At 37.3% G+C, this 16,204-nt stretch carries 12 protein-coding genes and 1 pseudogene; 1 reads left to right on the top strand and 12 read right to left on the bottom strand.

Annotated elements, in window-relative coordinates; all coding sequences use genetic code 11:
• Nucleotides 1-239 (bottom strand): c-type cytochrome domain-containing protein (locus G466_RS23955; RefSeq protein ID WP_026814613.1); only part of this gene is annotated, 239 nt, incomplete at its 3' end.
• 922 nt (nt 240-1,161) lie between these two features.
• Here G466_RS23955 and G466_RS24525 point away from each other — a divergent pair.
• Nucleotides 1,162-2,387 (top strand): annotated as a pseudogene (locus tag G466_RS24525) (IS5 family transposase); the annotation flags it as partial.
• 320 nt (nt 2,388-2,707) lie between these two features.
• On the opposite strand, the gene G466_RS0116310 reads toward G466_RS24525, so the two are convergent.
• From G466_RS0116310 to G466_RS0116255, 11 genes are all read right to left on the bottom strand, one after another.
• On the bottom strand, nt 2,708-3,595 hold the full coding sequence (locus G466_RS0116310; RefSeq protein WP_026814612.1) for an AraC family transcriptional regulator: 888 nt from the start codon (nt 3,593-3,595) through the stop codon (nt 2,708-2,710).
• 527 nt (nt 3,596-4,122) lie between these two features.
• Nucleotides 4,123-4,722 (bottom strand): hypothetical protein, encoded by a 600-nt coding sequence (locus G466_RS24270; protein WP_205622047.1) that lies wholly within the window; start codon nt 4,720-4,722, stop codon nt 4,123-4,125.
• A 124-nt stretch (nt 4,723-4,846) separates the two neighbouring features.
• Nucleotides 4,847-5,353, bottom strand: coding sequence for an alpha-L-fucosidase (locus G466_RS24265; RefSeq protein WP_205622046.1), 507 nt, complete (start codon nt 5,351-5,353; stop codon nt 4,847-4,849).
• An 865-nt stretch (nt 5,354-6,218) separates the two neighbouring features.
• Complete coding sequence (locus G466_RS0116290) at nt 6,219-7,622, bottom strand: alpha-L-fucosidase (protein ID WP_205622045.1); 1,404 nt, start codon at nt 7,620-7,622, stop codon at nt 6,219-6,221.
• A 128-nt stretch (nt 7,623-7,750) separates the two neighbouring features.
• Nucleotides 7,751-8,581 (bottom strand): SGNH/GDSL hydrolase family protein, encoded by an 831-nt coding sequence (locus tag G466_RS0116285; RefSeq protein WP_026814609.1) that lies wholly within the window; start codon nt 8,579-8,581, stop codon nt 7,751-7,753.
• A gap of 429 nt (nt 8,582-9,010) precedes the next feature.
• The gene (locus G466_RS24260) at nt 9,011-9,376 is read right to left on the bottom strand and encodes a hypothetical protein (RefSeq protein WP_205622044.1); all 366 of its coding nucleotides are present in this window, start codon (nt 9,374-9,376) and stop codon (nt 9,011-9,013) included.
• Complete coding sequence (locus G466_RS22345; protein ID WP_205622043.1) at nt 9,358-10,356, bottom strand: alpha-L-fucosidase; 999 nt, start codon at nt 10,354-10,356, stop codon at nt 9,358-9,360. The genes G466_RS24260 and G466_RS22345 overlap by 19 nt, the downstream gene beginning before the upstream one ends.
• Before the next feature lie 26 nt (nt 10,357-10,382).
• Nucleotides 10,383-11,888 carry a sulfatase gene (locus G466_RS0116275; protein ID WP_026814608.1) on the bottom strand — a complete coding sequence of 502 codons (1,506 nt, stop codon included), beginning with the start codon at nt 11,886-11,888 and terminating at the stop codon, nt 10,383-10,385.
• A 71-nt stretch (nt 11,889-11,959) separates the two neighbouring features.
• Nucleotides 11,960-13,210 carry a DUF6786 family protein gene (locus G466_RS0116270; RefSeq protein WP_205622042.1) on the bottom strand — a complete coding sequence of 417 codons (1,251 nt, stop codon included), beginning with the start codon at nt 13,208-13,210 and terminating at the stop codon, nt 11,960-11,962.
• Between the two features lie 53 nt (nt 13,211-13,263).
• Nucleotides 13,264-14,262, bottom strand: coding sequence for a family 43 glycosylhydrolase (locus G466_RS22340; protein WP_051315725.1), 999 nt, complete (start codon nt 14,260-14,262; stop codon nt 13,264-13,266).
• A gap of 144 nt (nt 14,263-14,406) precedes the next feature.
• Nucleotides 14,407-16,200, bottom strand: coding sequence for a RagB/SusD family nutrient uptake outer membrane protein (locus tag G466_RS0116255; RefSeq protein WP_026814606.1), 1,794 nt, complete (start codon nt 16,198-16,200; stop codon nt 14,407-14,409).
• Nucleotides 16,201-16,204: the final 4 nt, after the last annotated feature.

Here is a 16,204-nt window from a genome sequence, read left to right as displayed (position 1 = left end):
GAGAATGCCGTCTCCTCCAGGTCTAGACGAAAACCTTGGCGCTTGTTCGCGTCAGGGCCATGGCAAGTATAGCAGTTATCGGAGAGGATAGGTTTAATATGGAAGTTGTAATCTACAACCTCAGGGAGCTTCAGGGATGAATAATCATCTTTGGAAACATGGAAGGCGCCACTGGTGAAGGCGTACAACACCCCTAAAAGTACCACAAGGATAGATATGATCAATATTTTCTGTTTCATTAATTTATTGTTTAATACCAAGTATTTTAATACAACTACAAATCAAGGGATTGCAAACTTAAAGATGATAGAATAAATAACGTAACATTAGAATCTCATTTCATATAACAATATTAGCTTAGATTGAGCTTAAATAACGTTTTCAAACATAATGCAACGTATTATTTTTGGAATATAGAAAGGAAAAGACACTCATTGTAATTAATGAAGTTTGGATGTTAAATTTACTAGAAGTCATTTCCATAATCCTAATCAGTTCGACTCTGATGGTTTATTTATAAGACAGAACGTAAGGCTACAATAATCCGCATCATAATTGTAAGTTAATGAATGATAGGGTTATCCATATTTTTAAACCCCTTTTTGTAAACCGGCATTTTTTATTTTAATTGCAAACAGATAGACCTCAATAATAAAAATGAGCCAATTTTAGGTTTGATATCAATAGCGTCATAAAGGTTTACAAAATAAGAGAATAAAGTCGAGTATCTTTAATCTCTCAAAAAACTATCCTCATATGGTAAATGCAACTCTATTTACACAAATAATTTCAAAACTAGACGTTAGAAATTCAATATGCCGGTCAAGTTCGGTCCAACAAATAAACAATAGAAAGGCTTAAATGGGTGGTCCCATATGGTTACTCTGCTGTTTTGTGCGTCAGGTACATCAGAGCCAGTTTTCCTAGGGGACAGAATATTGAATGAGGCCATTTTTGAGCATCACCAAGACAAAATATTTTCACTTGCTTCTACCGCAGGATGTAAATAAAATAGTGTGCTGGAAGTTGTCAATTCTGCGTATATAGTCGTCCCTTAAAAACTATACAACACGTTGATATTCAATATATTATGTGTTGTTTTTCTTGTTTACATCTACAAATTTTCGTATTTTCATGATATAAACCTTGCAATTCAGATTTATGTTAGCCAAGCCAAAAATACAAAACCAAGCTAGTTTATTCTTTACTCTGGAAGAGACCTTAAACCAAAAGCACCCGCTCTACATTTTGAGCAACAGAGTGGATTGGGAACTTTTTGACAGGGAATTCGGTCCACTTTATTGTCAGGATAATGGGCGTCCCCCAAAGCCGATCCGACTGATGGTGGGATTGGTGATCTTGAAGCACCTCCGAAACATCTCGGACGAAGGTATCGTAGAACAAAGGGCAGAGAATCTCTATTATCAATATTTTTGCGGGCAACAGGAATTCAGTTCCTGTGAGCCATGTGATGCCTCGGAACTTGTCCATTTTCGTAAGCGCATCGGAGAACCTGGAGCGGAGCTGATCTTAAAGGAGAGCATCCGTATCAATGGAGATGACAGCAATGATGGCCAGGTCAGTATCGACACCACGGTCCAAGAGAAAAACATCACCTTCCCCACTGACGCAAAGTTGCACAGGAAGATCATCAAAAAGTGTCTGGCAGTAGCAAAGAAGGAACGACTTCCGGTGCGTCAGAGCTACACCAGGACGCTGAAAAAAATTGGGGGTCGACCAGCGTTTCAGGAACCATCCAAGAAATAAGTCAAAAGCAAGAAAAGCAGGCAAAAAAGTAAGGACCATTGCAGGAAGATTGGTCCATGAACTAGAGAGAAACCTAAAGCCCGGCTCCATTTACCATGCAGACCTTGAATTGTGCAAACAGGTGCTGGCCCAAAAAAAAACGAGCAAAAACAAAATCTATTCACTGCACGAACCAGAAACACAGTGCATCTCTAAAGGAAAAGAACACAAAAAATATGAATTTGGCAATAAAGCATCTTTTGTCTTCACCCGAAATACTGGAGTGATCGTTGGGGCCATGGGATTTAGAAATGAGTTTGATGGCCATACTTTGGAGCCCACACTGGAGCAAACTGAAAGATTGGTCGGAAAAACGCCAAAAGAAGCGGCCGTAGACCGGGGCTATAAATGTCGAAACGAAATCGGGGATACAGTTACCCAAACCCTTCAATAACAAGACCCAAACAAAGTACAGGCAGAAAAAACTAAAAGAAGCACACAGGAAAAGGGCCGCAATAGAACCCGTGATCGGACATCTTAAGGCCGACCACCGATTGGGAAGAAACTTCAACAAGGGCATCGTGGGCGACAACATCAATATTATGCTTGCCGCAGGCGCATTCAACTTCAAAAGGATGATGAACAAATGGAAAGTAAATTCTTGTCGATTTTTTCGAGAACTATATTCCTTGTTCAAATTTATGATCTACAGAAGCATTTTGGATAAAACGGCTTTTTAAGGCTCGACTATATAGTAAATACGTTATTAAGATGATACCTTGGTTTAAGGACTCGAGACTCATATTCAAAGTTTTATTTTATCCAAAACACGAATTAATACACTCAGCAATAATCAATTACACTACTTCTGATGACAACCATGTATATTTAGAGGTAGATGAAATAGAAATCTAAACATCCAAGCGTATGAAGGTCGTTTAAGATGAAGAAATTTTACTGACTAATTTGTAGACATAAAGTCCATGCTCTTTTGAATCTTTTTTTTATATTCTAAAGGAGTTAAACCTTTAACTCTCTTGAATTCTTTATTAAAAAATGACTGCTGGTTAAAGCCACTTTCGTAAGCTATCTGGGCTACATTAAATTTATTCTCTTGAAGTAACTTACAAGCAATACCTATCCTCGTTTCTAAAACGAATCTTGAAAAGGTTTTATGGGTATGTGTCTTAAAATAACGGCTAAATCCAGTTCTGCTCATACCAAATTCAGAAGCAATCTCAGAGAGGGGAATCTTCCTATATAAGTGCTTCAGAACATACTCGTATACTTTATCTAATTTCTCTAATTTATTGGTTTTATTATGAATTTGATAAGAAATACTTGCCAAAGGGATATTATCTTTTACTGATAGTAAATCTAGTATACCTAAAAATTCTTGTATTCTTTTCACACCAGAACACTGTAACAACATATTCATTCGGTCAATTACTTCTATTTGAGTCTTCCCTGTTATTTTTAAACCTCTTTTTGCATAATTAAGGAGTTTTTGGATTTTTGATAGTTCCGGAGCGCAAAAAAAATCGTGTCCTAGAAAATCCTCATGAAAATGCACAACTATGGCCTTAGCAACTGTAAATGAGATTTTACTAGATATACTAAAATTACTTTTCCACTGATGTGGCAAATTTGGACCCAGCAAAATTAAATCTCCTTTATCAAAATTTTCCACATGATCTCCTACTATCCTAATTCCCTGACCTTCGAGTATTAAAGTAAGCTCGAAATAAGAATGGAAGTGAATGGGATTATGAAAATAACTGCGATTATAATCAATTACTTCAAAGGAAGCTTCCGGTCTTTTAGGAATTTCTATCAGTTTAGGTCTCATTTACTCAAATTAGGAGGTTATCAAAATTAAAGAATAACTAAAAATCAATATAGCAATATATTTCTATCAAAAGACAGATAATAAGCCAATTTATAGTATTATATGCTAATATAATTTTAATATAAGATAATTTAATTCTAGGCATATGTAATTATAATTAGCCATCCCTCGTCTTTTTTAATTGAGTATTTAATTGAGTTGTCGTATATTTTTTTCTGTTTCAGTATTTTGAATTTTCCATCTACTTTTTTCTGGCATGAGTAAAATGGCGACCACCTTTGAGATTTTATAGTAGATGAAATTGGTAAGCTCACTAACGGTATGAAACTTCCCGTATAGCCTAAATCGTCATACCCTAAATCGTCTACTAATATAAAAAGAATGTTCATACTTTGCCGGCTACTTTTTGGCCATGAATGAAAAGAGCAAGGAGCAGTGATATAATTACTATTCCGGATGTATATCTTAACCTGGATCTTCTGATGTTAATTGTCCTGATTAATTTTATAGACAGTGAATCCTAAAATCTAGGGAGTGTCTTTGGTCTTACTTATGATTAACCGAAGGCCATTAGTTTTAATAGGTTCAATTTCAATAATATGTTTATGGCCAATATTGGAACCTTGGTATATATTTTGCCATTTACCCCCTATTTTGCCTTGTATATTAAATTCACGCACCCGTTCCCCTTTTGAAATTTCTTCTTGTAAAATAATATTTTCTATTTGTTGGTCACCCATCAAGGAAAGGATAATCTGACTCCCAGTTACAGTTGTTTTTGCGATGGGCTTGGAGAACCTGTTTTTAATCTCTTCTCCCCATTCCCTTAAGCGATCTACATCGGGTATGGGTATTAGTCCGTCAGGAGCTGGAGTAAGCCCCTTTATAAGGGCGAAATTCCTACCTACAGATTTGTAATACATATCCTTCAGGTTTTTTAATGGAAATATATGAGCCTCGTCTCCAGGTACCCAAAACCATTCATGCCTTCCTATATAACCACGAACCGGAGAATCGCTCATGGCGGGCATATAGTATTTTCCTTTTGGATCACCATATTTTATAGGCTTAAAACCTCCATCACCACCAGCATTAGCAAACCAGCTAGGGTAACCAAAAGTACCCAAGATGGATAGGGAACGGTACCACTTTCTGAACCTCCCCAGCGAATATCGGCTCTATCTAGATTGTGGTAGAACAAACTGTTTGGTTGATATTTTTTTTAAAAATTGAAAGCACATCCGGGCCACCTTATTCAGGGCCGTGCGCGCCACCGTCGAACCAAATGATGGCCAAATCGCCATAATTAGAGGTAAGTTGCTCTACCATGCCTTCGCACATTTTGTTGTAGTGTTCCTGACGGTTTTCTGAAAACAGAGTGTCTCCCTGTACTTTAAAATCCTGGATACCGTAGAAAGAATTCCAACGGATGCCTATATAAATCCCGGGTTCTATTCCGTATTTTTTACAAGAAGCAACAAAATCTGCCACAATATCCCCCTTACCATCACGCCATTTAACTCCTTTTAAGCTATATGGGTTTACATCTCTCTGGTATAGTGCAAATCCTGTTTCATGCGTAGCCGTAAGTATAGCAATTTTAGCACCCATAGCTATGGCCGATTTCACCCATTGATTCGTATCCAATTGATTGGGAGAAAATATGTTATAGTCTGGCATAGGTGTTTTCCTATTCTCTTGCTGATTATATTTTTCACCATCAAAAACATGAAGATCGTAATGGAATACGGCGACCAATTCGGCATTCTGCCAATCTAATTGTGCCTTTGTGGGGATTGGAAATTTTACTTCTTGTGCACCACTTTTAATAGAAAAGTAATAACACTGTACCGAATAAAAGGTTTTTCATTGTATTGTTCTTTAAATTTTATGATATAACGTGCTGTGCGTTTCCCTCCGAATACATTGGTGCCAGAAGGCACGTATAAGTATTTTAGCTCATTGCTAATTAATAAGACTTAGGGCGCTAAAACTTTGCATAAGGTCTATTTTAGGACCATAATTCACATCTACCTTTGTCTTATAAAAATCAATATAAGTATTGGCATGATAATAGCCATTTTCATAGGTTTCAAAAATAATTCCATCGTCAGAAGTCCATAATAGCCCACCTCAAAATTCTATAATCCCGTGATTATCGGTCGTCAATGATGCAATTTTATCCTTGAACATAAAAGCATACCCAAGCTCAATGGCACGATTGTTTAGTCACGGGAAAAGGTACCTGCACCTAGGGGCCTTCTAAATTTTCTGCAACACCAAGGCCCATTTTGGATTTTTCGGATTTAAAATACAAGAAAGGTCCGCCATTGGAATGCTTCAACAGTTCCAGGTTGTCAAAACCACAAGTAGGATGGTGATTCTAATTATGAGAATCATTAGGGACACCGAGAATTAATCCATATTATTTCGCTTTTTTCCACGGTCCGTAAAGAGAATCTAAAGTAGTCACACCAATCTTTTGGTTGGAAGGGTAAATTGGACGTGATGGTACCAACATGATCAACAAGACTAAGTTGACTACTACTTTTAAATTTATAACACCTATAGCCTTTGTTAAAAAGATAAAATAAAGACTCATTCTCAATCTCATATTAATTGTTTAATTATTATCAATTAAAAATGCAGAAAACTCCATAATCTCTAGCTGCTCTTTGGATTCGATAACATTTAGCCGAATCGCCGAAACTTCCATTTCATCAAAGCGATGAATAAATTTATGCCCGATACACGAACCTTCGAAAATAGTTTGCCAACCTTGTTTCGTTTTACCTTCCAGAACAAATTTTCGAACGCGTTCTCCTTTAGCAATATCTTCCATCAATACTACCTGATTTATTTTTTGCTTTTTAAGAAGTTTTAAGTTTATCTTTTCCCCAACTCCTGAAGTGGTGGCAACTGGATTTGAAAATCTCCGATTAATTTCATCGCCAAACTCTTTCAGGCGTTTCACATCAGCCACAGGCATTAAACCTTCAGGGTTTGGAGTAACTCCTAAAATCAAACTAGTGTTATGACCTACAGAATTATAGTACATATTAACGAGTTTATCTAGTGGATTAATTAAATGCTCATTGTTTGGCTCCCAAAACCAGTCATGTCCTCCGGTTCCTCTCAACGGAGCATCGCTCATGGCAGGTATATAATAATTGCCATTGGGATCTCCTGTTTTCAAAAGGGCAAAATTATTGGCATGAATTGCTTCTTGGGCACTTTCTCCTGCTCCGATAGATTTATATGGAAAAGTTCCCCAGCTTGGGTATGGAACTGTTCCGGTTTCACTGCCTCCCCAACGCATATCTGCTCGTTGTAGATTATGGTAAAAGAGGCTGTTTGGCTGGTATTTTTCAAATATAGACAATACATCTGGACCTCCTTGCTCGGGACCGTGTGCTCCTCCATCGAACCAAACCATTGCCCAATCACCATATTTTGTGAAAATTTCTTTTACAATTTTTTCAATCATGGAATTATAATGCTTCTGTCTGTTCTCCGTGAATTTACCTTCTCCTTGAACTTTAAAATCGTAAACCCCGTAAAAGGCGTTCCAACGTGTACCTATATATACTCCGGGAAGAATATTATATTTTTCGCACGAAGCTTTAAAATCGCGTAGGATATCGCCTTTCCCATCCTGCCATTTTAAAGCTTTCATACTATAAGGAGTAGCATCGCTTTGGTGCAAAAAGAATCCTGTTTCGTGGCTCACAGTAAGTATGGCTATTTTAAACCCACCGTCTTTCAACGATTTAATCCACTGATCCATATCGTATTTTTGTGGATTAAAAATATTATAATCTTCAACTGGTGTAACTCTTGCTTCACTTTGTACATAAAATTTACCATCAAAAGCATGTAAATCCCAGCAAACTAGTGCTGCTAATTCGGCGTTTTGCCAGTCTAACTGGGCTTGCGTTGGTATGGGTACTTCATTCTGCGACCATACATTAAAAGCACAGATTAGAATAAGTGCAAGCAGTGTAATTTTCTTCATATTTTTTTTCATGGTTATCTGTTTTTTCTAAACGGATTTTTTTTATTTATCAGTTTTTACTGTAATTTCTAATATGCGTTGAGCCAAGAATTTTCCTTGCTTCGCCAGTGTTTCCGTAGCGGGTGAATGGTAACGTTTATTCAGTTCTTCAACCTTAGGTTATCAAACCAACAATCTGCAATCTTCTTATAGCTTCCTATTGAAGGATGAAACCTATTTTCTAGTTCATCGGGTTGAAATAGTGAAAACATATCTACAACATATAGTTGTCCACCATTCAACTTTATTTTATTGTTTTTCGGTAAATTCTTAATAAAGGTAGTATTAAATGAAATTACATTCTTTTGAATTTGTTCTAAGCCTTTAACTTGTTCTTTGGTATCACCATCAATTGATATTCCAGTTGTTAATAAATTTCCCACATAAATTTTCACACCAGGATATTTCACGAAAAGGCTATTCAAAAATGACTCATAATTTTTTGGTGCATTTTCAAAAGCCATTGTGTCTGGAGATACTAGAGGTCCATGTACACCAACATCAGCAATCATATCATTTGTTCCAAGCATAAAAAAAATAATATCAACTTCTTTTATTCGATCCGTATATTGTTTATAATATTCTTCAAAAGCATTTTGTACTTCGTGAATACGCCATCCAGAAAATGCAACATGGTCTTTATCAGATTTAAAACCGTTAGGTGTAAGATCAGGCGTATTTGAATTACGGATTCCTATAAAATCGAATTCAATATCATTTTGCAACAGTAAATCCTGAAGAAATAATCTATATGCCCCGTGACCTTCCGTATTTGAATCGCCAATCAACATAATTCGCAATTTACTTTTACCAGGTAACTCTTTATATGTAAATTCGACTTTCTCAAATTTCTCACTCAGACTTTTTATTTCCTGACCTTGTATTGACGTAAGACCAATAAACATTGCAATTAAGACAATTATACTTTTCATTTTTATTATTTTAAATTATTTCATTGGTTCTAAACCTGATATCCGTTTATTTCTATTCAATTTGGATGCATACATCCTTGCAATTTTATTGAATTAATGTGTTATTTGGGCGAGATCAATTGCGAGATTATTTTTCTTACCGATTTCGTTTCCATAGTTATATAATGTGAGAAAATTTACAGTAAATATTTTCCTTTTCCCTTTTCGAATGGCTTCTAATTCTTTATTCTGATCAATATATAAACAATGTTTTCGAGGATGCCATTTTATGCGCATCGAGATGCGGGGAATATAACCCATGAGATCCCTCCCTGCCTGTTCGGCAGACAGGAACTATCGCTCGGGATCAGTTCGGCTATATGATTTTGAAAACCAAAATCAAAGTCTCACTGATTTCATATCAACAACAATCCAGCAATAGAACAAGAATTAATTGTTTTCAATCTTAAAAACAGAAACATCCAAAAGCTGAGGTTCTCCTTTTGATTCCAGAACATTAAGCCGAAGCGCCGAAACTTCCATTTCATCAAAGCGATGAATAAATTTATGCCCGATACACGAACCTTCGAAAATAGTTTGCCAACCTTGTTTCGTTTTACCTTCCAGAACAAATTTTCGAACGCGTTCTCCTTTAGCAATATCTTCCATCAATACTACCTGATTTATTTTTTGCTCTTTAAGAAGTTTTAAGTTTATCTTTTCCCCGACTCCTGAAGTGGTGGCAATTGGATTTGAAAATCTCCGATTAATTTCATCGCCAAACTCTTTCAGGCGTTTCACATCAGCCACAGGCATTTTTTTTTTTTGTTAACGAGTTTGTCTAGTGGGCTAATTAAATGCTCATTGTTTGGCTCCCAAAACCAGTCATGTCCTCCGGTTCCTCTCAACGGAGCATCGCTCATGGCAGGTATATAATAATTGCCATTGGGATCTCCTGTTTTCAAAAGGGCAAAATTATTGGCATGAATTGCTTCTTGGGCACTTTCAACTGCTCCGATAGATTTATATGGAAAAGTTCCCCAGCATGGGTATGGAACCGTTCCGGTTTCACTGCCTCCCCAACGCATATCTAATCGTTGTAGATTATGGTAAAAGAGGCTGTTGGGCTGGTATTTTTCAAATATAGACAATACATCCGGACCTCCTTGCTCGGGACCGTGCGCTCCTCCATCGAACCAAACTATTGCCCAATCACCATATTTTGTGAAAATTTCTTTTACAATTTTTTCAATCATGGAATTATAATGCTTCTGTCTGTTCTCCGTGAATTTACCTTCTCCTTCAACTTTAAAATCGTAAACCCCGTAAAAAGAGTTCCAACGTGTACCTATATATACTCCGGGAAGAATATTATATTTTTCGCATGAGGCTTTAAAATCGCGTAGGATATCGCCTTTCCCATCCTGCCATTTTAAAGCTTTCATACTATAAGGAGTAGCATCGCTTTGGTGCAAAAAGAATCCTGTTTCGTGGCTCACAGTAAGTATGGCTATTTTAAACCCACCGTCTTTCAACGATTTAATCCACTGATCCATATCGTATTTTTGTGGATTAAAAATATTATAATCTTCAACTGGTGTAACTCTTGCTTCACTTTGTACATAAAATTTACCATCAAAAGCATGTAAATCCCAGCAAACTAGTGCTGCTAATTCGGCATTTTGCCAGTTGAGTTGTGCTTGGGTGGGTAGTGGTATTTTTGGAGTGTTTTGAGCAGTAAGTGTTGCAACAATTAATAAGGTTATAATGACTGAATGTAGTTGTTTTTTTTTCATGGTACTATTTTATTGTATTCTTCAATTTATTCAAATAAAGCATCTGGGTATACCACTTTCTTTCCTGTTCTATTATCCGTCGGCATTTGGGCATCTGATTCACGTAAAAAATTAGAGAGAACTTTTGATAATTCTATCAGTTTTTCTGGTTCATTTTTAGCCAAGTCATTTTCCTCACCAAGATCATCCTTTAAATTATATAATTCCAATTCTCTTCCAACATGTCTATACACTAGCTTCCAGTTTCCTTGCCTCATAGAACTGTATGGAAAATAAAGAGTTCCACCATAAGTATTTGGATAATGCCAGAAGATAGGTCTGTTCTGTTTGTGCTTTGTTTTACCTTCAAGAAATGGAACAATACTTTTGCCATCAATAGGGCCACCTTTCTGCTTGAATTGTTTAACACCTGCCATTTCTAGGAAAGTTGGGAAAATATCTTCTATAATCATATAATTTTTAGACACTGAACCGGGTTGGGTTACCCCAGGCCAATGAACAATCAAAGGAACTCTTACACCTCCCTCATAAGGCAATAATTTATGGCCTCTAAGAGGTAAGTTACTATCTGCGTTCGAGGGTTGTCCATTGTCAGACATAAACACAATAATCGTATTATCCTCAATTCCCTGCTTTCTTACATTCTGCATTATATCACCCAGCGACTTGTCCATACTTTCTACCATGGAGGCGTATGTTGCCTGAAAATTTGTTAGCCCCATGGCCTTGTATTTATCATAAAACCGAGGATCTTTCTCCCATGGCGCATGAATAGCATAATGCGACATATATAAGTAAAAGGGCTTATTATCAGATACCGCCTTGTTAATTTCATTATTAGCTTTAATAGTTAAAGCTTCGTTCAGATAAATATCCTTTCCATGGTATTCATCTAATCCTGGGATATCCCATATCAGGTCTCCATTTCGAAAAGCAGCACTAAAATTATTTGTCCCATAGTAACTCCCTGGTCCACCGGCTGCATGTCCTGCAATATTCACATCAAATCCAAGGTTCAGTGGGTTTTCGCCTGGCGTATCCTTGGCACCAAAATGGGCCTTACCTACATGGATGGTTTGATATCCTGTTTGTTTTAAAAGTTGTGGCAACGTATTAACGATGATTGCCCTATCCACTCCTTCTGTTGTACTGATACCATTAACATTCCAATCTGGCTCCGTAATATCCTTAAGCTTTTGGCTTGGTGATTCGTTTTTTCTTAAAGTCCAACAGGTTACCTTATGTCTTGCAGAGTTGAGCCCTGTCATCAAACTAATTCTTGAAGGAGAGCATACCGCTGCTGCATAGGCCTGTGTGAATTTCATACCACGATTTGCAAGGCGTTCCATATTGGGCGTATTGTAACGATAGTTGAGTTCCGTTGCCTCGGAATGAAAAGGTACAGAGGTCTCTTGCCATCCCATATCGTCTACTAAAAAGAATATAATATTAGGCTTCGATTGCTCTTTTTTTTGTCCTTGACAAATAATCGCTGCAAAGAATGAGAGGAGTATAAATACTATTTTTTTCATGCTGATTGTTTATAAATATCTAATTTTATTGCTCTATGATGTTTCTGTAACTTCAGTTCTTGTAACAGCTACTATTTTTGTTTAAAGATTTTAGTGATTTCATTTAATGAAACACCCAATAACTGTTCGGCAATTTGATTTAGGCAAGTTTCATTTCCTTCAAAATGGTAGGTGGATTGTATATGGGTTATCGATTCTCCCTTTTTCAGTGCCGCTGCAGGAGAAGAACTCTCCAGTTCATAGAACGGTCCCAAAGGTTTTGCCCCAGGTTCCGATGGTCCGTCGTTATAGGAGTTGATAACATCCCCTTTATAGGGTTCTTCCTGTAGTTCCCATTTTGAATTGACGTAATCGGTGACTCCCTTTGGTTTGTTATAAGTAACAATGGTTAGTGCCTTGTCCATGGCATCATAACTACCCATTATATTCTTGGCTCTTTGGGGAGACAGACCAATTTTGCCTCTTTGTTTGCCGTCTCCCTTGAAAAAAATGGCCTTGTCCGTCACAACGAGTCTATCCGAAGGAACCTTACCAAAATAATCATCGTTCACTATCGATCCCAATTCGGCTTCGTTACCCTGTGTATATGGAATTACCACTGTGGTGGTTTCAGAATGTTTCAACATGCCTAACAACCAAATGGAGGGTAAACCAGTCTCTTTCTTCCAATCTTCATTTCCGATATTGGTAAGGGTGTTAGTGGTTCTGTACCCAACCGAATGTATGCCTTCTGGCATGGATATCCCTAGGGCATCGGAAATTTCCTTTTTTGAAAGCACATTTACTTTACGCTCTATTTTAAAATCAAATCTAAAACCTGAATAATTGGTAAGGGTTGCCGTCTTTTCAAAGGATACTTGATCAGGCGTTTGTTCCTTAATTTCGAAGGGCTCAACATCTATTAGCCTAGGTGTGTACCAATTTTCATAAGTGAAGTCAACATCTTTTTTAAAAAAGAATGAATACTGCCCTCCCTCTGGACCTAGCCAAAAACGCTCTTCACCACCATATACATTGATCTGTGGCAACGTATCTTTAGATTCATAGTGCGCCTTGTTAATCCAACCGTAGCTTTTACCTTCCATGCCTTTAGCAGAACTGGTCATAACACGACCTTGCAAGGCAGGAGATACAGCCACCAGACCTTCTCCAGTTTGTAGCGTGACGATATCGGAATGTACTTTTAGAAAAAAAAGGTCATCGCCAAAGGTTCCTGCTACCTGAGTTTTGGGCTTTTTATTTTCATTTGTGCTGCCTCCCTTAGGTGTTTGTCTGCAGCTATGCCCTAACGCCACAATGAGAGCGATAAGCGAAAGTTTCATTATATTTGATTTCATATTTGTACTTTACCTTTATTTAAAAGTCACAACTATTTTTATTTTGAAACCATTTTATACCTTGTTAGATAGCATTCATCACCATTCAACACCATGGAAATGCCCCAATGAAGTCCAGCATCTGTAACAGTACGATCGGTCAGATCGGGTCTATAAACCCCCATGGCAATTGGTCGTCCTTCCACTTTTACGGCCAATTTATTACTCATAAAATCAATACCATCAGGGGCGTACTCGAAGGTGCTACTTAAAGAAGCTAATGCACCAACACCATTCCCTTGCTGCCACAACATCACTTCATGGCTTTCCGCTAATATTGTTTTATCCAATTTGGTAAATGGCCCTTCGGGGTCTTTTGAAAAAGCAACTCCCATTTGTGTATGTCCAGGACCACCATGTCCATGACTTCGGCTTCGTCCTTTATAATAGAGCCAGTAAATTCCGTTGCGGTACATTAAAACCGCATCGTCCACCCTATAACTATCAAACTTATCAGGCTCTGGGCTTACTTTCAAAATCGGTTCATTACTTATTCTTGTAAAAGGACCTTCAGGACTATCGGAAACAGCAAGACCTATTGCTGTAATATCGGTAGTTGAATTGTTTTCAAATTCTCCTTTTTCATTCGCTGGTGTTGGCTTTACCCCAGTATAATAGAGGTAATACTTTTTGTTGGCATACAGAATATTGGGCGTAAAAGTTGCCTGGGAATCAAAAGTGTTTTTCATTCCTAGACCTACCACTTCGCCCAATTCCGTCCAATTGTAGCCCTCATCTTTTGAAGAGGCACTCCATACCGTACCCCAATACCCAGGACCCGTTCCGTAAACCTTGGTGTAGTATACATAGTAGGTATCTCCCACCTTGATCACATCACTGGGGTCACGACGGGTGCACCCTTTTTCATGACCCACTCCGCTGATCTTATCGAACTGAAACTTCATTTTTGTAAAACTTTCTTTAATATCTTTATCTTCTTGTGGATGAAGCGGTAAAGAAATTAAATAAATAAAAATAATTATAATGCTTTTTTTCATCTGTTTAATTGCTTTATTTGTTGTGAATTTAGTAGGTGTTTTAAACGTCCTTTTGTAAATACATTTTTAAAAATTATTGGACACTTAGCTGGAATATTTGCTGGAACTGTCATCTTCAAAAAGGCCTTATTTGTTTAAACTTAATTAATAATCAGGGTTTTCTATTAATACACTATTATCAGCTATTCTACCTGAACCAATTGGGAAATAATAATGCTTCTCATCAAACCTTCTTTCATTAGGGGTGCGTTCTGGTCTGTTGTTTCCGTTCGTTACAGTTATCTCATATTTATCAACATCTGCATCATACAGCCACTTAAGACCCGTAAAGGTTGCAGCTCCTCCGTTCGCAACATCTGTTAACTGTTCTTCAGCATCTCTCCAACGACGTAAGTCCCAGTAGCGGTGATTCTCAAAAATCAACTCAACAGTTCTTTCTTGTTTTAGTGTTGGCCAATCTAAAGTCGCTACTAGTGGTAAACCAGCTCGTGTTCTAATGGCATTCAATTTAGTCAAACCATCACCATCATCTCCTAAGGCTAATTTTGCCTCGGCATAATTGAGATAGATCTCTCCTAACCTAAAAACAGTCCAATCGTTAGTTCCTTGATTATAATCAGGTGCTTCTTCACGAACGATTCCCTTTATATTTAGAAGAGCAGAATTTACAGAATTTCTTGAATCTCCTGATGCTGGTAAACCATTATTAGTACCTCCTAACGTTAGAACTCCTCCAACATATGTTCCCTCATGAAAATACACCGGCGCACCTCCAAAATCAGTTCCCTGTATGGCTATACTAGCATAAAACCTTGGATCTTTATTCCCAAATAGGTCTGAAACATTATGACGCTGACCTGGAACCAAAGTATTACGGTCAAGAGTGCCAGCCGATCCATCAGCATATTCAAACATTTCTGCAGTTTCTAGATACACCTGAGATACTGCCCCCCAACCAGTATTGCCATCTACATTTGGATGGTAATATAAATCATAACTAGAACCTTTGCCTCCCGCTCCATTAAAACGTTCAGAAAAAATCAACTCTGTATTTGTAATAGGATTATCTGTAAGGGTCATTGTTGTGTAACTCTCTATTTTATCAGCATGAGTTCCACCAACTGCATTATCGAACAATTGGAATGGTCCATTTTGAATAATTTTTTGGGAAGCTGCTAGTGATAAATCCCAATATTTATCAGCATTTGAAACACCTACTAGACCATTAAGTTTAACTTTACCAAATTCACCAATACTACCCGCATACAACATGGCACGACTTTTAAGTGCCAAAGCTGCCCAATTTGTAGCTTTACCCCAAGGCTGCACTTTACCTTCTAATAGTACTTCAGCCTTATCACAATCCTCACCAATAAAATCATAGGTTTCTTCTTCAGTAGAGCGGGCAACTTTAAGCTCTTCCAATGATAACGTTAAATTTTGAGGTTCTTTTATAATAGGTAACCCTCCATATCTTTTTACCATACTAAAATAAACCCATGCTCGAATAAAATATGCTTCTCCTAAGCTAGTTTCCCTGTAACTTGTTTCCAAGGTTGATTCGGTATTAGAAAGTTCTTGAATTGCAACGTTAATCCTTCTCACATTCTCCCAATCCCAATAATCTATATCACCATCTGCTCCACTTTCACTCATAGAGCCATTAATTAATCCTGCTCCAACACCATCACGAGCACGTGCTTCACCTCCAGCATCTAATACGACATGCCTTCTTCTAGATGTGTTCCCCTGCTGGGTTCCCATATGAAATTCTGCCGAGGAATAAATATCGGCCATATAGGCATCAATTAAAGATTCATCATTCCAAACTTTATCTTCACCTATTAAATCCAATTGGGTTTTATCTAATAGATCCTCACAAGAGAATACAAAAAGGGTCAACACAAATACAATGGATATTTTGCTTATTTTTTTCATAATT

The sequence above is a fragment of the Arenibacter certesii DSM 19833 genome, assembly GCF_000429545.1.
In the GTDB taxonomy this organism is placed as follows: domain Bacteria; phylum Bacteroidota; class Bacteroidia; order Flavobacteriales; family Flavobacteriaceae; genus Arenibacter; species Arenibacter certesii.
This window is presented reverse-complemented; position numbering and strand designations above follow the sequence as displayed.